At 37.1% G+C, this 24,217-nt stretch carries 22 protein-coding genes and 2 pseudogenes; 6 read left to right on the forward strand and 18 right to left on the reverse strand.

The window, feature by feature from the left end; all coding sequences use genetic code 11:
• Positions 1–57: 57 nt before the first annotated feature.
• Positions 58–2,925, forward strand: coding sequence for an ATP-binding protein (locus tag H4J66_RS11795; protein ID WP_182174746.1), 2,868 nt, complete (start codon positions 58–60; stop codon positions 2,923–2,925).
• Positions 2,926–2,950: 25 nt separating this feature from the next.
• Here H4J66_RS11795 and H4J66_RS11800 read toward each other — a convergent pair whose 3' ends face one another.
• From H4J66_RS11800 to H4J66_RS20805, 5 genes are all read right to left on the reverse strand, one after another.
• Positions 2,951–3,166: a helix-turn-helix transcriptional regulator gene (locus H4J66_RS11800; RefSeq protein ID WP_182174749.1), complete on the reverse strand. Its 216-nt coding sequence runs from the start codon at positions 3,164–3,166 to the stop codon at positions 2,951–2,953.
• 1 nt (position 3,167) lies between these two features.
• Positions 3,168–3,626 (reverse strand): hypothetical protein, encoded by a 459-nt coding sequence (locus H4J66_RS11805; protein ID WP_182174752.1) that lies wholly within the window; start codon positions 3,624–3,626, stop codon positions 3,168–3,170.
• Between the two features lie 334 nt (positions 3,627–3,960).
• Positions 3,961–4,269, reverse strand: coding sequence for a DUF962 domain-containing protein (locus tag H4J66_RS11810; protein ID WP_182174755.1), 309 nt, complete (start codon positions 4,267–4,269; stop codon positions 3,961–3,963).
• A 24-nt stretch (positions 4,270–4,293) separates the two neighbouring features.
• Complete coding sequence (locus H4J66_RS11815; RefSeq protein ID WP_182174758.1) at positions 4,294–4,929, reverse strand: LysE family translocator; 636 nt, start codon at positions 4,927–4,929, stop codon at positions 4,294–4,296.
• 264 nt (positions 4,930–5,193) lie between these two features.
• Positions 5,194–5,307 (reverse strand): SCP2 sterol-binding domain-containing protein, encoded by a 114-nt coding sequence (locus tag H4J66_RS20805; RefSeq protein ID WP_404842776.1) that lies wholly within the window; start codon positions 5,305–5,307, stop codon positions 5,194–5,196.
• 349 nt (positions 5,308–5,656) lie between these two features.
• On the opposite strand from H4J66_RS20805, the gene H4J66_RS11820 reads away from it, so the two are divergent.
• Positions 5,657–6,352 (forward strand): pseudouridine synthase, encoded by a 696-nt coding sequence (locus tag H4J66_RS11820; protein WP_182174761.1) that lies wholly within the window; start codon positions 5,657–5,659, stop codon positions 6,350–6,352.
• Positions 6,353–6,939: 587 nt separating this feature from the next.
• Here H4J66_RS11820 and H4J66_RS11825 read toward each other — a convergent pair.
• The 7 genes and pseudogenes from H4J66_RS11825 to H4J66_RS11860 all read right to left on the reverse strand — a co-directional run bounded on the left by H4J66_RS11825 (position 6,940) and on the right by H4J66_RS11860 (position 9,153).
• Positions 6,940–7,224, reverse strand: coding sequence for an Hpt domain-containing protein (locus tag H4J66_RS11825; protein ID WP_182174764.1), 285 nt, complete (start codon positions 7,222–7,224; stop codon positions 6,940–6,942).
• A gap of 4 nt (positions 7,225–7,228) precedes the next feature.
• On the reverse strand, positions 7,229–7,486 hold the full coding sequence (locus H4J66_RS11830; protein WP_182174767.1) for a hypothetical protein: 258 nt from the start codon (positions 7,484–7,486) through the stop codon (positions 7,229–7,231).
• A pseudogene (locus tag H4J66_RS11835) lies at positions 7,459–7,644 on the reverse strand (response regulator); the annotation flags it as partial. The gene H4J66_RS11830 and the pseudogene H4J66_RS11835, both read right to left, overlap by 28 nt.
• A 37-nt stretch (positions 7,645–7,681) precedes the next feature.
• The gene (locus H4J66_RS11840; RefSeq protein ID WP_182174943.1) at positions 7,682–8,278 is read right to left on the reverse strand and encodes a response regulator; all 597 of its coding nucleotides are present in this window, start codon (positions 8,276–8,278) and stop codon (positions 7,682–7,684) included.
• Positions 8,279–8,287: 9 nt separating this feature from the next.
• Positions 8,288–8,734: pseudogene (locus tag H4J66_RS20395) on the reverse strand (ATP-binding protein).
• A 48-nt stretch (positions 8,735–8,782) separates the two neighbouring features.
• Positions 8,783–8,971: a histidine kinase dimerization/phospho-acceptor domain-containing protein gene (locus H4J66_RS11855; protein ID WP_182174773.1), complete on the reverse strand. Its 189-nt coding sequence runs from the start codon at positions 8,969–8,971 to the stop codon at positions 8,783–8,785.
• Positions 8,972–8,976: 5 nt separating this feature from the next.
• Positions 8,977–9,153 (reverse strand): hypothetical protein, encoded by a 177-nt coding sequence (locus tag H4J66_RS11860; protein WP_182174776.1) that lies wholly within the window; start codon positions 9,151–9,153, stop codon positions 8,977–8,979.
• A 263-nt stretch (positions 9,154–9,416) separates the two neighbouring features.
• Between H4J66_RS11860 and H4J66_RS11865 the strand changes: the two genes are divergently transcribed.
• Positions 9,417–9,713, forward strand: coding sequence for a hypothetical protein (locus H4J66_RS11865; protein ID WP_182174781.1), 297 nt, complete (start codon positions 9,417–9,419; stop codon positions 9,711–9,713).
• Between the two features lie 15 nt (positions 9,714–9,728).
• Here H4J66_RS11865 and H4J66_RS11870 read toward each other — a convergent pair whose 3' ends face one another.
• The 3 genes from H4J66_RS11870 to mfd form a co-directional block, all read right to left on the reverse strand.
• A complete protein-coding gene (locus tag H4J66_RS11870; RefSeq protein WP_070374015.1) occupies positions 9,729–10,022 on the reverse strand; it encodes a DUF1244 domain-containing protein in 294 nt (97 codons plus the stop codon).
• Positions 10,023–10,030: 8 nt separating this feature from the next.
• A complete protein-coding gene (locus tag H4J66_RS11875) occupies positions 10,031–11,554 on the reverse strand; it encodes a CsiV family protein (protein ID WP_182174784.1) in 1,524 nt (507 codons plus the stop codon).
• Between the two features lie 73 nt (positions 11,555–11,627).
• Positions 11,628–15,167 carry a transcription-repair coupling factor gene (gene mfd, locus H4J66_RS11880; RefSeq protein WP_182174787.1) on the reverse strand — a complete coding sequence of 1,180 codons (3,540 nt, stop codon included), beginning with the start codon at positions 15,165–15,167 and terminating at the stop codon, positions 11,628–11,630.
• A 178-nt stretch (positions 15,168–15,345) separates the two neighbouring features.
• On the opposite strand from mfd, the gene H4J66_RS11885 reads away from it, so the two are divergent.
• From H4J66_RS11885 to glnS, 3 genes are all read left to right on the forward strand, one after another.
• Positions 15,346–16,002, forward strand: a complete 657-nt coding sequence (locus tag H4J66_RS11885; protein WP_182174790.1) for a DUF1456 family protein — start codon at positions 15,346–15,348, stop codon at positions 16,000–16,002.
• A gap of 296 nt (positions 16,003–16,298) precedes the next feature.
• A complete protein-coding gene (locus H4J66_RS11890) occupies positions 16,299–18,149 on the forward strand; it encodes a DUF885 family protein (RefSeq protein WP_182174793.1) in 1,851 nt (616 codons plus the stop codon).
• 291 nt (positions 18,150–18,440) lie between these two features.
• Positions 18,441–20,111, forward strand: coding sequence for a glutamine--tRNA ligase (gene glnS, locus H4J66_RS11895; RefSeq protein ID WP_182174795.1), 1,671 nt, complete (start codon positions 18,441–18,443; stop codon positions 20,109–20,111).
• A 525-nt stretch (positions 20,112–20,636) separates the two neighbouring features.
• On the opposite strand, the gene trpA is transcribed toward glnS, so the two are convergent.
• From trpA to trpCF, 3 genes are all read right to left on the reverse strand, one after another.
• Positions 20,637–21,491, reverse strand: a complete 855-nt coding sequence (trpA, locus tag H4J66_RS11900) for a tryptophan synthase subunit alpha (RefSeq protein ID WP_404842773.1) — start codon at positions 21,489–21,491, stop codon at positions 20,637–20,639.
• On the reverse strand, positions 21,488–22,735 hold the full coding sequence (trpB, locus tag H4J66_RS11905) for a tryptophan synthase subunit beta (RefSeq protein ID WP_182174798.1): 1,248 nt from the start codon (positions 22,733–22,735) through the stop codon (positions 21,488–21,490). Before trpB ends, trpA begins: the two co-directional genes overlap by 4 nt.
• A 93-nt stretch (positions 22,736–22,828) precedes the next feature.
• A complete protein-coding gene (trpCF, locus tag H4J66_RS11910; protein ID WP_182174801.1) occupies positions 22,829–24,217 on the reverse strand; it encodes a bifunctional indole-3-glycerol-phosphate synthase TrpC/phosphoribosylanthranilate isomerase TrpF in 1,389 nt (462 codons plus the stop codon).

Raw genomic sequence — 24,217 nt, forward strand, 5'->3', positions numbered from 1 at the left:
AAATAAGATGGTATAAAATAAAAATCATATTTAATTCAAGTGTTTTGGTTGTTCTTAATGATTGCTTTCAAGCGAATTTTCTATTTTTTTATCGTTATTATTGTTCAAGCTTCATTTTTTTCGTCTGCGGCGCTAGCCGCTGATCAAAATACCCTGCTCAGTGATGAGCAAAAGATATCACAAGAAATTGAAATTCTTAAAAAAATTGAAGATGACCAGCAAGCGGTTGATTACTCAATATCATTATTAACGCACCCAGCTTTAATTCCCCAGCAAATTATTGATATCTTAGATATTCAACAAAAACGTTACTATCAGTTAACCGAGCTTGGATTAGGATTAGCTAGCGCTCAACGAATACAATTAATTGCCAGTGAAAATAACTTTAAAAAAATAGCGGCAGATGCTAATAAAATGATCGGTATATATCACTATTTAATTGGTGATTATCCAGAGTCTGTAGCCGCTTCTCAAGCCGCATTAAGTTATTATATAAACTCACCTGAGCCGCTTACATTGGCTGGGCTATACAATAATATTGCCTTGGTTTATATTAATCTGGGTAATACCAGTAAAACCTTAGTCAATTTTCAACTAGCCGAAAGCATATACAATAAATTGGGTAGTGAGCAAGATAAAATAGATGTGCGTTATAACATTGCCGGTCTATATTTAATTTTAAAAAGATACGATATCGCGATTGAACTCTATCTCGATGTTATTGCACAGCTTGCTTTTGTCGATGATAAGCTCACCTTAGCTAAAGCCAAAGGAGAATTGGGCACTGTTTATAAATATTCAGGAGAGTATCAGCAATCTCTTAAATTGCTGTTACAGGCAATAGCGTATTTTGAACAATCTAATAACGACTATTATTTAGCGGCTTTTAGTCATAATATTGCCGGTCTTTATAATATGATGAATCAGCCAATAAATGCAATTAAGTATGCAACACAAGCGATAAATTTGGCTAAAGCTTCAAATCATAACAACGCTTATGCGGGTGGTTTGTATAGTCTAGCGCAAGCAGAGTTTTCGTTGGGCTATGTTGAAAAAGCCTATGAAAGCTTACAGCTCTCTAATGAAATAGCTAAAAAATCCGGTCATGAAGAACAAATAACGAATAATATGGCGCTGCTGGCGTTAATTTATGCGGCACAAAACAAGCAAAGTGCAGCCTTCGAAACACATCAAAAATATAATAAAAGAACAAGAAAAATAGCGAACAATCAGCTCAATAGTCAATTATCAGACTTTGAATCTAAAAAATTAAGACAAGAAGTTAGCCAGCTCAAGCAAAATGAGCAACTTCAGGCATTAGAGACAGAGCGAGCCGATCAACAACGTAATTTTAGCTTAGTGGCCGCTTGTTTTATCATTGTTTTGGCGTTATTTATTTTCAACCGAAATGTTGAAAAACGCGCTAAATTTAAATTATCTGAGCGAGTTAAAAACCGTACTCAAGAGTTAGAACTTCTGACCAGCGAATTGGTCAAAGCTAATGCCATTAAAAGTCAATTTCTTGCCAATATGAGCCATGAAATAAGGACCCCTTTAACGTCAATTATTGGTCAAGCAGAGGCAATAATAAATGGTGATGTTGATGAAAGTTACCTGCAAAAAGAAGTTAAAATAATTCACGGTAATAGTTTACATTTATTAGAGCTTATTAATAATATTTTAGATTTAAGTCGCGTTGAGGCCAATAAGTTAGAATTAGAACTTGTCGAGCAAGACTTACACGTTATTTTGCATGACATTGCTAATATTTTTATTAAATCAGCGACAGTCAAAGGATTACAATTTCAAATAGTACACACCTTGCCAAATAAGTTTATGCTGGCCATTGATGGCTTTCGCTTAAAACAAATCTTAATTAACTTATGTTCCAATGCCATTAAATTTACCAGTAAAGGCTCAGTTACTCTTGATATATCGGTCAAAGACGCCGCGTTAACTATTGCGGTTAGTGATACCGGTATTGGCATGAGTGAAACACAATTGCAGGAAGTCTTTAGCAGCTTTACTCAAGGAGACAGCAGTATTAGCCGACGATTTGGTGGATCAGGTTTAGGACTATGCCTATCAGAGCAATTAGCCAAATTAATGTCAGGAAAAATCACCGTTATCAGTACGCTAAATAAGGGCAGTATTTTTACTTTAGTCTTACCTTGCAAGCAACTTGAATGGATTCAATTAGCCGACATTCCTCCCACTAATATTGTCGCCTCTGCATTTACTGCAGATGCCAGTGATATTAAATTTGAAGGGCAAGTCTTACTGGCCGATGACCATGATGATAATCGCCGGTTAATTGCTCGTTTATTAATATCACTAGGCTTAGAGGTATTGTCAGCCAAAAATGGTCGAGAAGCCGTTGAGCTTTGTTTAAAAAACAAACCTAAACTCATTCTTATGGATATACAAATGCCAGAAATGGATGGTATTGAGGCTTTTAAAGTATTGCGACAAAAAGGATGCTCTAGCCCAATAGTCGCATTGACTGCCAATGCGATGTCCCATGAAGTTGACAGATATTTAGCGCTTGGTTTCGATGGACATTTAAAAAAACCTATTGAGCGAAAATTATTTATTGCGACCATAGCTAAATATTTTGGTGAACAGATCGATGAAAGCGCAGCAGAACAAGCCATTTCAAGCGTAGATATGTCCGATTTAGTGACAGAGTTTAAATCGAACTTAGTGTTAGAACAGCAAGATATCATTCTTCATATTAAAAATAATGAATTAGATAAGCTTGCTGAATTGGCTCATCGTATTGCTGGTGCCGCACAAATGTTTGGCTTTTCACTCGTTTCAGTGAGAGCGATAAAATTAGAAAAACATATAAAAAATGGCTCTTCTGAGCTGATCAGTGAAGCGGCACAAAGCCTACTTAATGAAATAGACCAAGTACTTTGGTAGGATTATTCCCCTGAGTCTTCATCCGCTAAGGCTGCTCTTGATATATAAACACTTGGTTTATCGGTTGTTCAAATATATCTGCAATTTTAAAAGCAACTTCCAAAGAGGGAGAATATTTTCCTTTTTCAATGGCTACTATGGTTTGCCTAGAAACTGAAATGCTATCAGCAAGCTTTTGTTGTGTCATTTCTTGATGCTCAAAACGCAATTTTCTAATGTTATTGGTAATGACTTTAGCCATATTAATAGCCTCGACGATAAGAGACTAATTTAACTGACGAACAAACAATTTCGGCAAGCAAAGCAATGGCAATAATTAAATGCATAATTTCATACTCTTTAGCTAAACCAGGCATTGAAAAAGTAAATTTTGATAGTACGGGGAACAGAATATAGAAGGTCACACAAAAAACACCCAAGGACAATATATTATAAGCATATGAGTTTGCCCGCCTTGAAATTATTTTATCACGCTCATCACTTTTATCATTTGTTTCTCTATACTTGAAAATAGCTAGGATAGTTTGTAAGACTACTTCTAAAAAAATAGTATAAATTACTGCAGTAAACAATAAGCCATACATAGCCTCTACCGAGAATAATTGCCGCTGATATAAATTGACGACACCCAAGGCATAATTGCCCCAAATACCAAGGGTAATTAAAAGTGATACTAAAATATTGCTTTCTCTGTAAGACATAATCTTTCCTAGGTTGATAAATTTGACACCGTGTATACTATATTTGACATGAGATAGCATAAGACTTAACACATTCGATGTCAAATATGTTTTACATCATAGGGGTTTATTTTATATTATGATTGGTTTACTTTACCTTTTGCTATTTACAGAGAAGGGTAGCAGCGGTCTTAGCGGATCTTAATTTAATTTATTGGTAATTATATCGGGTAGTTAGCGATAAAATAAAGGGCATTCAAAAGATTTACTGCCTTCTCGTTCTATATCGATAAAAGGCAGATTATGAGTGTTATCGGCTATTTCACTCTTGGTTAATATGGGGCTTATATCAAAGTTAAAATTTAATTTTTCTTGTTAACATATCCTTAAACATCACCCAGTCGCCGAATAAACTATAGAAAGGATAGGTAAATGTGGCGGGTTTGTTTTTTTCAAAGAAAACATGTCCCAGCCAAGCAAAGCCATAACCTATCACAGGAATGAACCATAAGCCTTGCCATAGCGCATAGTTAATACAATATATAATCAGTAATATTATTAACGACGAACCGATAAAATGTAAACGTCGACAGATAATATTTTGGTGTTGGCTTAAATAAAATGGATAAAACTCGCTAAAGGTCTGGTATTTTTTTACCGCCATCAGTTATTCCTCTCGTCAGTGATGTTAATTAATTTTACTGGTCAATATTTTTAAGCCAATAAGTATCATTGCTCCGCCTAAAATTCGGTCTATCCAATGACCCAAACGTTGAAATTTTTCGTTTATCATTGGCTGAGATAGCAAAACGACTACAGATGAAAACCAAGCGAGTTGAATAGCCATCATCCAAAGTCCATAAATAACTAAGTGAAATAAGGGTAAATCAGGAGAAAGTACCACGGTAAAAAGCGCGACAAAATAAATCGGTGCTTTTGGGTTTAAGGCATTACATAAAAAACCAACACCGATATTTTTCACAGATGAACCTTTAATCGACGGTTGTGAATCCGCTTTGTTACTGACTTGTGTCGAGGCTTTTGCACGGAGCCCCTGAATGCCTAAATATAATAAGTAGCAACCACCCAATATCTTAATTACCCATAGTGTTGCTGCCGAGTTAGCGATAACGGCAGCTAAGCCTAAAGCAGAATAAATGATGTGTATTGATAAACCGAGTGCAATGCCAATACTGCACATAAAACCGGCTTTTTTGCCATGGCTTAGTGTTTGTTGAGACACCAAAACAAAATCAGGCCCAGGTGAAGCGGCAGCTAATAAATGAATTGAACTAATTAACAGTAAACCTTGTAAAAGTTCCATAGTGTTTCTCATTGATATGACTAGTGAAACTTTAATATTCTTTGACGTGTTCAGCAAGTAATGAATTGCTGAGCAACTAAGGTTTTTTTAGTTTTTGAAAAATTTACCGGTTATCTTTAAAGTTAATCTTGGATCGGTATTTAATTATTCGATATTGGTGTGATGTTTTTGTCTTTATATTAACCCCTTTTCTTGCTTGGTCTGCTGGAGAATAATAGCAAGGCAGTTAAGCACGTTATGAACGATATGAGGTAAATATTTAAGCTAAAGCGCATCAATCAAATGCTTTGTTTCAAGCCCTAGCTTAATATCACCAACAATTTTTAATCGTCGTTGAAAGAATAGGGTATCGTGAGCCTCCTTATACCTGGAAGTAATAGTAAGTCATCACTACTGGCTGAAAATCTTACATCAGCTGCTTATTTTTGGTTATCTTCGGCCATAATTAATTGACCATTGTTTTAGATGAGTAACTCATTTAATGCCAAGTCGGTTATTGAAATATGTAGCCATTTATCTTCTAAAAATGCGAAGTCATTGCCGGCTAAGTTTTCTTTAAACACAGATTGCAGTGCGGTCAACAATAAATTTTTTTGAAGTCAATAAAGTACAACACTTCACGTTGGCTTTAATATTTACAGCGCTTTTTATTTTTCTTAGTTGATTCTTACTGGCTATGAAGGATAATAGCGATACTTATAATGACTTAACACTGATCTAATTAACCATGCGTATTGATAAATTTATATGTAAAAGCACTGAACTGACCCGAAGTGAAGCGAAGAAACTGCTAAAAATGGGGGATGTTTTAGTTAATGGTAAGGTGATTAAGAATGCAGCAACACAAGTGCATGAAAATAACAGCGTTACCGTTAACGGTGAAGCGCTCACAGCGCGCACTTCTCGCTACATTATGATGCATAAACCCTTAGATACTATTTGCAGTAATATTGATGAAGTTTATCCGTCTTTACTCAATTATATTGAAGTGGACAAAGTGTTTGATCTTCACATTGCGGGACGTTTAGATGCTGATACCACAGGTTTAGTCTTAGTTACCGATGATGGCCGTTGGTCGCATAATATCATTTCACCCAAAAAAAACTGCGCCAAGGTTTATCGCGTTAATTTACGTAATGCAATATTACCTGAAAAGTCAGCTGAGCTAATTGAGCGCTTTAGCGCTGGGTTACAGTTACAAGGAGAAGATCAACTGACTCTGCAGGCTAAACTAGAAATACTCAATGAAAAAGAAGTATTACTGACCATAACCGAAGGTAAATACCATCAAGTTAAGCGAATGTTTGCCGCTGTTGGCAACAAAGTGATTGGTTTACATCGTCAGCAAATCGGCAAAATTAACTTAGATGTTGAATTAGGCATGTGGCGCTACTTAACGGATGCCGAGGTAAATAGCTTTTAGTCGGCTACTTTTTGTGTTGTAACCCTCACTGACTAGCACCTTTATTAATTGATAAGTCAGTATAAATGACATAATTTGCTTAACCTCCTAGTAAAAAGTAGCAATGAATAGCGGCAACGCCAAGACTTGTCACGTAGCTTCGATAAACTTTACTTTCTTAGTGATGTTAATGGTTGTTATTGGTTAGTACTTTTAAGCTAATGCCTATTATTGATGCTACTAAAATTTGGTCAATTGAATCACTTAATCTTGAGTTTTTACTTTGTTTTTACCTCGAGTAACAAAGCTATCGCGGATGAAGAACACGTCAGAAAAATAGTCATCATTGAAAGTTTTACGGTATAAGAATGCCATAAAATATATAGGCGCTTTTGACCGTTCCTTGATACTTAATTACCTATTAGGGTTGCAACTCATTTAGTTTTATCTCTAATAAAAACAAGGGCTTTCCTTGTTTTCATGTTTGTTGAAAGATAAAAAATGATTTAGCCACTAGTGATACGCAAACTCATCAATCAATTGTACTGATTAATAGCCAAGCTTATAAAATTTTCATGGTGTTACTCACCAAGTTAAGAAATGAAAATTTAATGCGCTTTTAAACGATCAGCAAGTAATGAATTAAACACCTCCATGGCGGTATATAATTCAATTATGCGCTCATTCAATGCTGTTATATTTTTCTTTTTTGATAGTATTTCTATCTTAGTGACTAAGTTTTGTACTTGAGCTCCACCTAAGTTACCCGCTGCCCCTTTAATTGAATGCAGGTTATAATTTATTTTTTGCCAATTTTCTGCCTTTATTGACTCTTGCAGTTCGAGTGTTTTTTCTTCGCTATCATCTAGGTAACATTTTACCAATAATGTCATTTTTTTAGGATTTCCCCCCCAGCCTTTTTAATAAAGAAGCTTTTTGCCAAGCGCTAATATGCTTACTTGCAGATTTTTCAATGGATTGACTACTTAAGGTGAGATGGTCTGAACTTAGGGTGTCAGTATCGAAACGCTCTTCTTTATCCGCTGTTACGCCAAGCCATAAGTTTAATTTAGCTTTAACTTTATTTATTTCTATAGGTTTTGTTAAGTAGTCATCCATGCCTGCTGTTAAAAATTTCTCTTTATCTCCTTGCATTGCATTGCATTTGCTGTCATCGCAATAATAGGAATAACTTTATTCTTTTGGCCTGCTTCTCCTTTGCGAATAAGTTGTGTTGCTTCATAGCCATCCATTTCCGGCATTTGGCAATCCATTATAACCAAAGAGTAAGGTTGGCTTTTTAATGACTTCTTTAAGCTTGTTAGTGCTTCTAAGCCGTTTGCTACCGCGTCAGCTGTTAATCCTAATTCTTCTACCCCCCCAAGCGACCATTTGGTTTATGCGATTGTCCTCAACAATTAATATTCTTATATTTTTGGCAGGTGAAACTAATAATGGTTTTTTATCTTCGGTTGTTACTATTTTCATAGCATTAACATAATCATGAATAACTAATGGTGATGCTTGCTTTAGTATTTCTCCACCATGAGCAACAACAGATAAGGCTTTAAATAGATTTGATGTTGTTGTTGGTTTAGGAAAATAAGCACTAAAACCAATATCTGCAAAATGTTTTGCGTCTCCTCTTTCACCCATAGAGGTCATCATAACCAGTTTTATTGCTTCAAATTCTTGTTGGCTTTTAAATTTTTTCGCTAAGGTTTCTCCTGACATATTAGGCATTTGCATATCAAGTATGGCAATATCAAAAAAGGGTGCACCTGTATCTTCATGTCGCTTTTTACATAGGACCAATGTGGCATCACCGCTATCAGCTTCTTCAATATTTGCCCCCCAAAGTTGTAACTGCGAGCGAAGGACATCTCGATTAGTCTTATTGTCATCAACAATTAAAATGCGTAATGCCGAAATATCTATTTCGGGTATAACTAGGGTCTATTTTTTACTTTTCTCAACTAACAAGGTAAATTCAAAACAACTACCTTCACCTATCTTATCAACTACTTTAATATCGCCATGCATTAAATCACACAGTTTTTTCGTTATTGTTAACCCAAGTCCTGTACCACCATATTTACGTGTCGTCGATGAGTCTACTTGACTAAATGCTTAGAAAAGCACTTCTTTTTTATCTGCCGGAATACCAGTTCCTGTATCAGATATTTGACAGTGTAATATTAATTCATCACCATAATTACTTTTTTTAGTGATGAGTTTTACGGTAATAACTATCTCTCCATGATTTGTAAATTTTATTGCATTGCCGACAAGATTCGTCAATATTTGTCTAATTTTGCCCAGATCTGATTTGATCATCGAGTCTTCTATATCTGTAAGATCTAGGATTATTTCTAAACCTTTATCTTGAGCAGGTATGGCCATAGCTTCAGTAAAGTCACCTAAAAAGTTTCTTAAATTAAAATCTAAGTATTAAAGTTCGAGTTTACCCACATCAACTTTTGAAAAATCTAAAATGTCATTAATTAAAGTTAATAAAGAGTCAGCACTAGATTTTGCAATATTAACACGGTGTTTTTGTTCTTCATCAAGTTTACTATTAAGTAATAAACCTAGCATGCCTAATACACCGTTCATGGGGGTGCGTATTTCATGGCTCATATTTGTTAAAACTCTGATTTTAATTTCGTGCCTTCTTCCGCTTTATTAAGTGCAGCAATTCTTTCTTGATATGAGTCATTAATATTACGGCTAATAACCAGTAAAAGTGCAATAACGAAAAGGCTGAGTAAAAGTGCAGTTACTGCGGATATGTATGAATCATTTTGCTTTTCTACCAACAATGAGTAAGCTTTTTTGTATTTGTGCAGAGAGATGATTTTCAATACTTTGTAATATTAGTTTTTATTTTTAAGCACACCTAAGGTATATAAAGGATCATTCTCCCATAAATGGTTTTGCAAATACTCTAATGCTTCATTGGCGGGGTCATCATTAATAATAGTCAGTTAGTCTAACAGTACTATTTATATAAAAAATTAAACTTTTATTCTTAGTTGCCGATTAAATGTACAACAAGACAATAACTAATAAACGGACAAGTATAGTGGATGTACTGATAGATTTATTGCCTGCGGCCAACCAAGTAAAAATCGCCCAATCAAAAAAAGATAAGCGCCAAGCTAATAAATATAATCGTCAAATGAACTCAGCAGCAAGTCTGCCCGATGTAGCAGATGATGTTAAAAATGGTGTGGGAATAAAAAAAGTGCTTTGGAGAGGGCCGGAGCGCCGCTCATCTGCTGACCGACGTCATTTAAATAATAAACGCGGACGTTGGTTAGAGTCACGCGACAGAAATGATCGCCGAACGACTCAATATGCAATATCAGTGAAAATTTAATTGCCGCTACGTGGTTTACTTCTTTTGTAACTGATTAAATTTTTCCATTTGCTCTGCTGTTGCTGGCAATTGGTGTTTTTCTTTCCATTCGCTATAGGGCATACCATAAACTTGCTGACGAGCGGTCTCGATATCTACTTCAACACCTAACTTCTCAGCCTCTGCAACGGTCCATTTAGAAAAACAATTACGACAAAAACTCGCTAAATTCATTAACTCAATATTTTGTACATCTTTTCTACTGTCTAAGTGAGCCAGTAAACGACGAAAAACAGCGGCTTGTATTTCTATTTCTTTATCCATATTCATCTCTTTATTTAGTTAAGTGGAGTTGACTGTTCAACTTCCTTAGTGGGTTTGTCATAAGGCAGAATACGAATGATCATACCTATATAAGGATGATCAAAATAGTGTATTTCCGTGCTTCTGACTCGTCGGTCTTGTTTAAAGTTTATCGTTTTTAAAATTGCCGATGGTTTTTGTTTATCACCAGGTACTAACTTCTGTGTTGCTTGTTCGGCTAACGACATATTCATTACGTTGAGATCAGCAGTAATATGTAAATAAAAGTCAACTTCTACCTTGATAAAACCCTCTAGTGTCCAATTTTGAGGAGGCTTTATTGGGGCTGCTTGCATGGTGCTAGTATTCAATATTAGCGCTGTGTCGGTTATATCTTGCTCTATTTCAGCGAGTAAACTTTTTGTCTCAGTAGGTAAACTGGGTAGCTTTATCAGCAGCGCTTGTAAACGTTCTGCCATTATTTTTTCTTTTACTGTTTCATCTGACCCTTCTATTTGGGCCGAACTATCCTTGTATAAGGCGCTATGCAGGGCCTCTTCTTGGCTTTGTGCTTGTTTGCGTTGCTGTTGAAATTGTTGCAATTCTTTTTGGTATTGTTCGGCAAAATTTTCACCGGCAATAACTTTCAGTGGCACAGCTAATTGTTTAGTTTTTGTTTTTTGACGCCAGCCAAAATGCAGTAAGGGTTTGAAATTTCGACTGCGGGCTATTTCTTTAACAATATCGTCAAGTTGTAATGATTCTTTATTAAGTAAGTAGTCTTCATCACTATAGATATCTTCAATATTATTAATAGTAGGTGGTACTTGCTCAATATTAAAAGCGTTATAACTTTGATAAGCATAAGCATCGGTTGATTGAGTAAAGTGCTTAAATTCCTCTACAGAAATAGTACAAAGACCCTCGGTAAATGAGGCGGTTTCGTTGGCATAAGTTAAGGGCAAGGTTGAAAATTCAGCCGCTGCTTGCTCAAGTAACATTAAGCGTTGCGTTAATTCTTTTTCGCTCATCACTTGTTTTGGTAATGGCATAGCTAAACTGCTGTCGTCATCCATCCTTAATGAACTATTTATCGGTGCTGGGCTATCATCGATATTGTCCAACACCACTGGGCTATGTGTGCTATCGCTAAATTTTGATACTGATATCTCTGTTAACGACTCGTCTATCGTTTGGGCTGAAAGTGTTTGTAATTCAGCTAAGCTTTTAGCAACATAGTAAGGCTGCTCTTTTATCGCCGCTATAGCTTGCTCAAGAAATGATTGAGCATAAGTAGGATTATCACAACGGGGTAATTGCTGTTTTAAGCTGGCGATATCAGGGTTAAGGTAAGGAACTAATAAGTCGATAATATTTCGATATTTGGGTAAAGCCGTATTATTTGGAAACTTCTCTTTTAATTGCGCTTTATCGCTCAGTTGACTAAACAGGATCACTTCCACTTCAAACCAGCGATCGTCATTATCTTTATCTGTGGCACTGGTTTGTTGTGAAAATATTAAGGCTGCACAGAGCAGCGCTAAATTTTTTAAATTCATTAATCATCCAAAGAGTTATAACCTGCCTTGTTATTGTAAACTAAGGCATTGAGTCTGCTCTGTTATCTTACGGTTATTTTTTTGTTTTTACTAAATCATTTAACATAGATGTCACTAAAATAAAGCGTGATTTACTGTCTTCAGTGGCAATTTTAAATTGGAGTTTATTAGCGCCAATTAATTTATAAACTTTGGGCTGTTGCTGAATAAGACCAATAATAAGCGTAGGATCAACCTTTGTCTCATCGCTAAACTCAATAGAGCCACCTGCTGGACCTGCTTCGATGCGAGAAACCCCTATTTTTTGCGCCTTTAAACGTAACTTCGCAATATGGACTAGATTTTTAGCCGCTTGCGGTAATAAGCCAAAACGGTCAATTAATTCTACCTGAATTTCGTCAAGTTCATTTTTATTGCCGCAACTGGCGATACGTTTATAAATACTTAATCGTAAGCTGACATCAAAAATATAATCGTCTGGTAGTAATGCCGGCACCCGTAATTCAATTTCAGTTTGCTTAGCGGTCATATTTTCAAGCGATAGTTGTTTGCCTTGTTTCAACGCTGAAACGGCTTGATCGAGCATTTCCATATAAAGAGTAAAGCCGATTTGGCTCATCGAGCCACTTTGTCCCTCACCTAATAATTCACCTGCGCCACGAATTTCGAGATCGTGTGTGGCCAAGGTAAAACCAGCGCCTAAATCTTCAAGGGACGCAATAGCTTCAAGACGTTTCTTTGCATCTTTAGTAATACGTTTAACATGTGGTGTTAATAAATAAGCATAAGCTTGATGATGTGAACGACCCACTCGGCCTCGTAATTGATGGAGTTGCGCTAGACCTAAATAGTCGGCTCTGTCCATAATAATGGTATTAGCTGTTGGCACATCGATACCTGTTTCGATAATCGTTGTACAAACTAATACATTGTAACGTTGGTGATAAAAGTCGCCCATAATGCGTTCAAGTTCACGTTCACGCATCTGCCCGTGGGCGGTGGTTACTTTTGCTTCTGGCAGCAGTTTTTGAATATCTGCGGCGGTTTTATCTATGGTATCAACGTTGTTATGTAAAAAGTAAACCTGACCACCACGAAGGATCTCACGTAAAATAGACTCACGAATAAGGGCGTCGTCACGCTCGCGAACAAAGGTTTTTACCGCTAAGCGTTTTGCTGGCGGTGTGGCAATAATCGATAAGTCGCGCATGCCGCCCATCGCCATATTTAATGTCCGTGGAATAGGGGTTGCGGTCAATGTTAAAATATCAACATTACTGCGTAGTTGTTTGATTTTTTCTTTTTGTTTTACACCAAATCTATGTTCTTCATCGACCACTAATAAACCTAGGTCTTTATATTTAATGCTATTTTGCAATAATTTATGGGTGCCAATAAGAATGTCTATTTGGCCTGATTCAACATCAGCAATAACAACGTTTTGCTCTTTGGCTGTTTTAAAGCGTGATAATACTTCTATAGCAACCGGTAGATTAGCAAAGCGGTCGCGAAAGTTTTCATAATGTTGTTGGGCAAGTAAGGTTGTTGGCACTAAGATAGCAACTTGCTTACCGTCGTTAACGGCAACAAAGGCGGCACGCATCGCAACCTCAGTTTTACCAAAACCGACATCACCACAAACGAGCCTGTCCATGGCCTTATCGCTGAGCATATCAGACACTACGGCTTTAATGGCTTGCTCTTGATCAAAGGTTTCTTCAAACGGGAAACTGTCTGAAAAAGCTTGATACTCAGCTTTGTCACGTTTGAATTGATAACCTTTATTACTGGCTCTGCTGGCGTATATATCGAGTAGTTCAGCCGCCACGTCACGCACTTTTTCAGCGGCCTTTTGTTTTGCTTTACTCCAAGTATCGTTACCTAATTTATGTAACGGCGCACTTTCTGCGTCGGCGCCCGAATAACGGCTAATTAAATGCAATGAGCCAACCGGTACATAAAGCTTTGATTCACCTGCGTAAATTAAAACCAGAAACTCAGTGGTTATGCCACTGTTTTCAATGGTTTGTAAGCCCATGTAGCGACCAATGCCATGCTCAAAATGGACAACAGGTTGTCCAATTGAAAGCTCGGCCAAGTTTTTAAAAATAGCATCCGCTTGAATGGTTTGTTGTTTGGTACGGCGGCGACTTTGCTTTATCCGCTCTCCTAAGAGTTCATCTTCGGTGATTAGGGCTATCGCATTTTTCTTGGCGGTGCCTTTACTTTGAAAGATAAAACCACTGTTGAGGGTATTCACTGTGATGCCAAGTTTGTCCGGGCTTGCGACAAAGCTTTCAATATCGTCAAAATATTGTGGCTTGATATGGTTACGCTCTAATAACTCTAAAACACTTTCTCGACGGCCTTGGCTTTCGGCAACAAATAAAATTTTATCTGGGGTTTCTTTGTCGCGAATAAAATTATTGATTAATTCAAAAGGCTGTTTCAGTTGATGATTAACCGTAACATCAGGTAAGGGTGTGACATCAAAACGGATATGACCGGCTTTTGACTTTTCAATGTCGTCACTGTCAGTTTCTTGTAACGCGTTTATTACCGGCACTTTTTCTATTGAAATTCGGTCAAAAGGTTTTAAGGCACGATAAAACTCTTCACTATTTAAAAAGAGTTTCTTGGGGGCTAATAATGGCCGAGTCAGATCATAACGACGTTCTTCAAATCGGTAATCAATATCAAGCCAGTACTGTTCAATAGCCTTATCAATATCGCCACTGAGCATTATCCGTGTGTTTTCGCCTAAATAGTCACACAAAGTGCTCGTTTCTTCAAAGAACAAGGGGAGGTAATATTCAATACCTGCCGGTAAAATACCATCACTGACCTGATGATATATTGACTCTTTATGGATGGTGTTGGGGAATTCTTCTCGGTATTGACGACGAAATAAACTTATTGCTGCTTCGTCGGTCGGAAATTCGTGTGCGGGTAATAAATTTATTTCATCTATTTTATCACTTGAACGCTGGTTTTCAGGATCGAACAAGCGAATATCATCAATTTCATCATCAAAAAAATCTAAGCGAAACGGTGTTTTACAGCCCATAGGGAATAAGTCGAGAATTGCACCACGTGCAGAGAATTCACCATGCTCCATCACTTGTTCTACGCAGCGATAACCACTGGCTTCAAGATTTTGTCGCATTTGATGTAAGTCTTTTTTATCACCTACTTTTACGATCAAACTATTCGTACGCAAATACTGCGTTGGCGCAAGGCGTTGTAATAATGTTGAAACCGGCACAATAATAATGCCACTTTTCATATTTGATAATTGGTAAAGCGTTGCTAGTCGCTGGGAAATAATATCTTGATGCGGGGAAAAGGTATCATAGGGCAATGTTTCCCAATCAGGAAATAAGCAAATAGGCAGTTGCCGCTTTTTATTTAAACTTTTTAATTCTTGCTCGAAACGCAATGCTGACTGGGTGTCGTTGGTTAATAACAACATCGGAGTGTCGGCATTGATGGCGCCATGGTATATAGCTAACGTGTCACTACTACCTAGTAAATTAGTCCAATGCTTTTTATCAGCATGTTTGCCACGACGTTTAGTTAATACAGGTTCAAATAAGCTAGCAGTTTTACTCATGATTTCTCTATCAAATAATGATTGTTAATAAGGCGCGCTAAAACAGCGCATTATCTTAACATGAGTTAACGTTAAATTTTAAGAACGAGTAAATACTTTTTTGTTTAAAAAACTATAGTGATATAATAAGGCCCAGCTTTACATTGGGTAAAGCCTGCTGTGTTTTTTGGAGAGTTTCGTGACCAATAATGATGTTTTACGTCGTTTAAGATATACCTTTAATTTTAATGATCAAAAGATGATCGACCTATTTAATTTAGCAAAGTTAACGGTAAGTCGTGAACAAATCAGTTATTGGTTGAAAAAAGAAGATGATCCACAAGTTGTTAACTGCACCGATGTTCAGCTTGCTACTTTTTTGAACGGTTTAATTATTGACAAACGTGGCGCCCGTGATGGTGAAACACCGCCAGCTGAAAAACGAATGAATAACAATCTTGTGCTCAACAAATTAAAAATAGCATTAGCGCTGCGCGCAGAAGATGTTCTCGATATGATGTCTACCTCAGGTATACGTATGACTAAACCTGAATTAAGTGCATTTTTTCGTAAGCCAGATCACAAACATTACCGCGAGTGTAAAGATCAGTTTTTGAGAAACTTTATTCAAGCCATTGATACCAAATATCATGTTAACCGTCCTGAAAAATTTACTCCAAAGCGTGAAGTTGAAACGGTAAAAAAACCTGAGTTACCAAAAAAAGACTATCAAGCCGCTAAGCCTAAAGTGAGCAAAATATACATAAACCCCAATGCCACTAAAGCAACAGAGAACGATGATAAACCTAAACGAAAAGTGTTAAAACTTAAGCCATCTGATATTTATAAGACTTAGGTTTTACGTGTGATTATTTATATTCAGTAACACTTGAGAATAAATTTTCCTATGTTAATCATAAAAGTACAAGTTTTACTTCAATTGAAAAGAGCTTTACCTCGGTATAAGCTCTTTTTTATGTCTGATAAAAAATAGAAGAGGTAAAGTTCCTTTTATCGTAATTACAAAGCGATTCGTCGAACAGCTATTGCCAACACTATTATTTTTGATCAAGACTAGATAAAAGCATTTTTAATTCAGAACATTTACAGTTATTGAAATGTAACTATATATTCCTATAAAAAGAGATACTTATGACTTTAAAAAGTACATTGCTGGTAGTAGCTATTTCTAGCTCATTACTTGGCGCTTGCACAGAACAAAAAGGTATTGATACACCACAAACAAGTTCAAAGGACGCTGAGAAGAAAAGTGCGATTAAAGCACTGTCTGAATCAGAAGAAGCTAATCAAATATTTGATGCTATTTTTGATGAAGGTGTTGCACGAAGCCCGATGATGCAAACTTATTTAGGTATAAAAACTGATTATGATAAATGGGATGATATTTCAGAAGAAAACACGCTAAAGGAATTAGCGATTACTCATGAAAACCTTCAGCGTGTTAAAGCCATCGATAGTAGCAAACTCGATGAGCAGACAATGATCAGCTATCACTTATTGGTACAAAAATTAGAAAATAAAATTACTGACCATAAGTGGCGTTTTCATAACTATCCTGTAAATCAAATGCGTGGTTTACATTCAAGTTTACCGGCATTTTTAATTAATCAGCATTCCATTAGTAATGTGAAAGAAGCACAAGATTATATTGCTCGAGTGCAGGGTGCTAAAGTACTTTTAGAACAATTAACGACACAACTAAAATTGCGTGAAGAGCTAGGTATTATTGCCCCTAAGTTTGTTTTTCCTCACGTTATTCGAGACTCTCAAAATATTCTTGCAGGTGCGCCATTTGAAGATGGAAAAGACAGTACGATTTTAGCTGACTTCACTAAAAAGGTGAATAAACTTGAGATCAATGTCGCTGAAAAAAGCACGCTGTTAGCAACGCTTAATACCGCATTAATGAACAACATAAAACCGGGCTATCAGCAATTAGTCAGTTATTTAGAAACGCTAGAAAAAAAAGCAGACAATAGAGATGGCGCTTGGAAATTTCCAGAAGGTGAAGCATTCTTTAATAACGCATTACAACGTACCACCACAACAGATTTAACCGCTAACCAAATTCACCAAACTGGCTTAAGTGAAGTGGCTCGAATTCACGGTGAAATGCGCACTATTATGGAAAAGGTTGGCTTTGAAGGCGAACTTGGTGAGTTTTTTGAATTCATGCGTAATGATAAACAATTTTATTACGCTGCTGATGAAGTGGGTAAACAACGTTACTTAGACGAAGCTGTTGCTTTAATTGATGATATGGAAGGACGTTTAGACAGTTTATTTTTAACTAAACCTAAAGCTAAACTAAAAGTTAAAGCGGTTGAGGCTTTTAGAGAAAAATCGGCAGGTAAAGCATTCTATCAACAACCTGCACCTGATGGCTCTCGTCCAGGTGTTTATTATGCCAACCTTTACGACATGCAAGCGATGCCAACATATCAAATGGCGGCTCTGGCGTATCATGAAGGAATACCGGGTCATCATATGCAAATAGCTATTAAGCAAGAGCTCACTGATATTCCAAAATTTCGTAAATTTGGTGGTTATACGGCACACACCGAAGGTTGGGGGTTATATGCAGAAATGATCCCTAAAGAAATTGGTTTATACCAAGACCCATATTCTGATTTTGGCCGCTTAGCCATGGAGTTATGGAGAGCTTGTCGCTTAGTGGTTGATACGGGTATTCACACGCAAAAATGGACGCGAGAACAAGGTATTGAATATTATGTAGCAAATACGCCAAATGCTAAGTCTGACGCGGTAAAAATGGTCGAGCGCCATGTTGTTATGCCGTCACAAGCAACCGCATATAAAATTGGCATGTTAAAAATTATTGAATTACGAGAAAAAGCTAAAGTTGACCTTGGTGAAAAATTCGATATTCGTGAATTTCATGATGTGGTACTTCGCAATGGGCCAGTACCCTTAAATGTTTTAGCGCAATTAGTTGATACTTATATAGTGAATAAAAAATAGCGAATAAAAAAGCTTAAGCTAAAGTGTTATTGCAGTAAAAAATCTTTATAAAAGAGAAGTGCCGTTTGGTACTTCTCTTTTTTATGGAGATTACGTAAATACCTATTGATGATAATCAGACGTTAATTGATTTTTCTAGGAATAAGCCGATATTTATTTAATTCTTAAGCAACTTTTGCCCTTAATGCGTAAAATTTATAATTTGCCGAGATAAGCGCTATTCCCTTTGATTAACAGTTGTTATAATGCCGAAAAATAACGTAGTTTAAATTCTTTTTAGAGGTTTTGTGGATGTCGGAAGCTGAAAAACGCCCAACAAATTTTATTCGTCAAATTATCGATGCGGATCTTGAAAGTGGTAAACATTCGAGTGTACAAACTCGTTTCCCACCTGAGCCCAATGGTTTTTTACATATTGGCCATGCGAAAGCAATTTGTTTAAATTTTGGCATCGCTCAAGATTACCTAGGCTTATGTAATTTACGTTTCGATGATACCAACCCTGAAAAAGAAGACATTGATTACGTTAACTCAATTCAAGAAGACGTAAAATGGTTAGGCTTTGATTGGGCGGGTAAGGTTCATTACTCCTCTGATTACTTTGATCAATTGCATGGTTTTGCTGTTGAATTAATTGAGAAAGGCTTGGCATACGTTTGTTTCTTAAATGCGGATGAAGCACGCGAACATCGTGGTTCGCTCAAAGCGCCAGGGAAAAATAGCCCGTATCGTGATACGAGTGCTGAAGATAACTTAGCACTTTTTGCCAAAATGAAAGACGGTAAATGTAAAGAAGGCGAATGTGTTCTTCGCGCTAAAATTGATATGACATCAAGCTTTATGTGTTTGCGTGACCCGATTCTTTATCGCGTTCGTTTTGCTCATCATCATCAAACAGCCGACAAATGGTGCATTTACCCGATGTACGATTTTACCCATTGTTTATCTGATGCTATTGAAGGTATTACCCATTCACTTTGTACATTAGAATTTCAAGATAACCGTCGTTTATATGACTGGGTACTTGAAAATGTATCGATTGATGTTGTACCTCATCAATATGAGTTTTCACGTTTAAACCTTGAATATACTGTGATGAGTAAACGTAAACTTCATACGTTAGTTGATGAAAAGCTTGTAAATGGTTGGGACGATCCGCGTATGCCAACGATTGCTGCCTTTCGTCGTCGCGGTTATACTCCGAGCTCATTACGTGAGTTTGCTAAACGTATTGGCGTGACTAAAATGGACAATACCGTTGAAATTGGTGTTTTAGAAGCTTGTATTCGTGAAGACCTCAATGACAATGCACCTCGTGCTATGGCGGTACTTGACCCGATTAAATTGGTAATAGAAAACTACCCAGCAGATCAAGTAGAAGAATTAACAGTAAAAAATCATCCAAGTGATGATGAACAAGGTACCCGCATTGTTCCTTTCGCCGCAGAACTTTATATTGAAGCGGAAGACTTTCGTGAAGAAGCTAATAAAAAATATAAACGTCTAGTGCTTGGTAAAGCCGTGCGTTTACGTGGTGCTTATGTTGTTACCGCCACACGTTGTGACAAAGACAGCGAAGGCAATGTTACGACCGTTTATTGTCATTATAATGCCGATACCTTAGGTAAAAATCCTGAAGATGGTACTAAACCAAAAGGTGTTATTCATTGGGTTGCTGCTCAGCAATCTATTGATGCAGAAATTCGTTTATATGACCGTTTATTTAATGTACCAAATCCTGCTGCTGCAGAAAATTTTCAGAGTGTGATGAATGAAGATTCGTTAATTACCATCAGTCACGCTAAAGTAGAGCCGTCATTGGTCAATGCTAAACCTGAACAAGCCTTTCAATTTGAACGCCAAGGTTATTTTTGTCGTGATAATAAAGACTCACAAGGTGATAAGTTGGTATTTAACCGTACGGTAGGTTTGCGCGATACTTGGGCTAAAATGGGTAACTAATTACCCTGCTATTACGTTTAAAACCTTTATTCACTGGAGTTTTACCGGTATATAAAGGTTTTTTTTATCTAAATTTATACTTTAATTTTTTCATCATATAGCTTGTATTGAATGGTATCGTAATTATTAATATATTTAGGTGTGTGATTTTAAAGTTTAGATAACAGATAAGCTATTTTTGAAAAACTAACGAAGTTAAAAAGTCCGCTAAACAATACGATACATGCCATTATTACTTTTGATTTAGATGACTTTAAATCAGTTTACGATAAATATTCACATATTTGTGGCGTGTTTAAAAGACCTAGAAAAAATCTGTACAAATTACTGTCGAAGGCATTCGCTGTAGTTTGAAAAAATCCGCTAGTGATAAATAATGCAATAGCATTATATCTATTATTTAAACGTGATTATTAATAAAATTTTCTTAGCAAGTTAACAAAGTATAATGATAAGAATAAAGGCAGCTGATGTTAATTCAGCTGGCTTTACTTAATTTTATAGATATCAAACAGGCGTTTATTATTAACGAGTCGCTGCTTTCATTTCTTGAACAAAATGTGTTAATGCCGCTAGCATAGCGACATTATCTTCAAGGTTATTTTCAATGATTTTAACCACTGCAGAACCACTTATCGCGCCAGCGGCACCTGTTGCAAGTGCTGCTTTAACTTGTTCTGGGTTAGAAATACCAAACCCTATCACGCCCGGTGAGGCATTATTTGCTTTTAGCTTTTCAATTAAATGAATAGCAGGATTAGTGGTTTCTGCTGATGCACTTTTAGGGGTATCCACCCCGGTTACACCCGCACGACTTAATACGTAGGTGTAGCCGTAGCTATATTTTGCAACCTGTTTTAATGTTTCTTCGCTGCCGTTAGGCGGAGCAATAAATATTGGCGCAACACCATACTTTAGTGCAGCAGCACGGAACGGGGCACTTTCACGCAAAGGTAAATCAGCAATTAACACTGAATCAACACCAGCAGCAGCCATATCTTTATAAAAAACATCAATACCACGAGCAAAAACTAAATTTCCATAAAGTAGTAAACCGATAGGGATTTCAGGCGCGTAAGCACGAACTTTTGCTAAAATAGTTAAGCAAACATCAGTGTCTACCCCAGCGTTGAGTGCACGCAATGCCGCCATTTGAATAGTAATACCATCTGCACTTGGGTCTGAAAATGGAATACCTAATTCTAATGCATCTGCACCAGCATCGATTAAAGCTTTAATTATTTCAAATGATTGCTCAATATTTGGATCGCCCATGGTCACAAACGGAATAAAAGCACCTTGATTCTTTTTTGCTAATTGAGCAAAAGTTTGCTGATAACGTGTGGTCATCTGTTTATTTGACGTTGTGTCTAAGCTCATTTTGCTTCTCCTTGACTTTTTACTTCATTTTCAGCTTGTAATACTGTTTGCACATGCGCTAAATCTTTGTCACCGCGCCCTGATAAATTAACAAGAAATACGGTTTCTTCAGTAACCGCTTCCGCCATTTTTATCGTGTGAGCAAGGGCATGCGATGGTTCAAGTGCTGGAATAATACCTTCATTCATTGCTAACAGTTTAAAAGCTGACAACGCTTCATCGTCATTAATGGGCACATATTGAGCGCGACCCGTATCTTTTAAAAAGGCATGTTGTGGACCAACAGCTGGGTAGTCTAGACCGGCTGAAACCGAGTACGACTCCTCTATTTGTCCTGATTTATCTTGCATAATATAAGTGTAGTTACCGTGTAACATGCCTTTTGTACCGGCAACTAAGGTTGCCCCATGTTGGTTGGTATTAACACCTTTGCCACCTGCTTCAACACCAATTAATTTTACACTGCTCTCTTTAATAAAATCATGGAATATACCAATGGCGTTTGAACCACCACCCACACAAGCAATGACATAGTCAGGTAAGCGACCTTCTTGTTTAAGGATTTGTTGTTTAGCTTCCTCACCAATCATTTTTTGAAATTCACGAACAATAGTTGGAAACGGGTGAGGACCTGCGGCTGTGCCTAACAAGTAATGAGCGTTTTCATAGTTTGCAGACCAGTCACGCAAAGCTTCATTAACGGCATCTTTTAAGGTGCCGGAGCCTGCAGTAACAGGGATAACTTCTGCCCCCATTAATTTCATGCGAAATACATTGGGTTGTTGACGTTCACAATCTAGTGCGCCCATATATACTCGACATTTTAAACCTAGCAACGAGCAAGCAATGGCTGAAGCCACGCCGTGCTGTCCAGCACCTGTTTCAGCTATAACTTCTGTTTTACCCATACGTTTAGCTAGTAGTGCTTGACCAAGGACTTGATTGGTTTTATGGGCGCCACCGTGTAATAAGTCTTCGCGCTTTAAATATATTTTAGCTAATGGATTTTTACATAAATTGCGGGTTAAGGTCAGGGGGGTTGGACGTCCCGCGTAATTTGTTAGTAGGTCATTAAACTCAGTTAAAAAGCTCTCGTCTAGTTGTGAGTCAATAAATGCTTGCTCTAACTGCTCAAGGGCAGGGACTAATAATTCACCAACAAACATGCCACCAAATTCGCCAAAATAGGCTGGTAACGTTGCTTTTGCTTGGGTCGTCTCTTGTTTAATTGTTTGCTCTGTCATTTTCTTTATTCCTAATGCTTTATACGAGTTACATGAACTAAGTGACTTATTTATAGCGTATAAATATTTACTTAATTTGTGTGTTCGGTCTTATTAATAGTGTCTAATGGCGGCGAAAACTTGTTGAAGTTTTTCGCGGCTTTTAACGCCTGGGCTTGTTTCAACGCCTGAGTTGAGATCCAAACCGAATAAATCTAGTGCTGTTTTCTGGCTAACCGCCTGTGTAATATTATCGATAGACAGCCCACCTGCTAGAAAACAATGGCTTAAGTCTTGCCTAGAATCGGCTAACGCTCGCCAATTAAAGGTTTCACCACTGCCGGCATTTTTGCCATCTAAGACATAAAACTGCGCATTTCTGATTAACTCAGGTACTTCGTCTTCGACCGGTAAAGCTTTCCAGCTTTGGCAGCCTTTTGGAAGTAATGGCTGCAATGAAGTGATATATTGTGAAGTTTCATTACCATGAAGTTGCACTGCAAATAAGTTTAGCTTGTGGGCAAGTTTCGCCACTTCTTCAATGGCATGATTAACAAACACGCCGACGTAACGTAAAGAGGGAACCTGTTCGACAATCATTGTTGCTTGTTGTTCGTTAACATATCTTTGCGACTTTTCAGCGAAAATTAAGCCACCAAATTGTGCGCCGGCATCAACAGCACTTTGGGCATAGTCAACTTGTGTTAAGCCGCAGACTTTGTTATTACCATAAATGAGTTTACGACAAGCTAAATCAATATCATCTTCTGCCATAATTGAACTACCCACTAGAAAACCATCAACTGCTGGCGCTAACTCGCGAACTTGTTCGTTGGTATAAATACCCGATTCAGATATAACGATGCGATCAGCCGGTAGTGTCGGCGCATAGTCAAAGGTTCGAGCGATATCAGTGGATAAGTCGCGTAAATCTCGGTTGTTAATACCAATAAGTTTAGCGCCTAAATCTATGGCTCGATCGCGCTCCTCATCGTTAGATATTTCAGTCAAGACCGCTAAGTTATATTGCTCAGCGATAGCAGATAAGTCTTTATATTCTTGGTCTGATAAAACGCTTAACATCAATAAAATCGCATCAGCGCCATAATATCGCGCCAAATAAACTTGATAGGCATCAACAAAGAAATCTTTATTAAGTACTGGACAATTTACCGAGTCAGTCACTATTTTTAAATATTCAAAAGTGCCTTGAAAGTATTTTTCGTCTGTTAAAACAGAAATAGCAGCAGCATATTTATCGTAAATCTGACAAATAGCCTTAGGGTCAAAATTTTCACGAATTAAACCTTTTGACGGCGAAGCCTTTTTACACTCTAAAATAAAACTAGCATGCGTGTGACCTTTTTTTCTATCAAGTGCACCATACATATCTTTTTGAGTGGGTACTAAAGTGTCAATAAATTCACTTAATGGAAAATCAATTTTACGTTGCGCTATTTCGATACGTTTATCAGCAACAATTTTTTCTAGTACATTTGCCAT

The sequence above is a fragment of the Colwellia sp. MB3u-55 genome (assembly GCF_014076785.1).
Lineage (GTDB): Bacteria > Pseudomonadota > Gammaproteobacteria > Enterobacterales > Alteromonadaceae > Colwellia_A.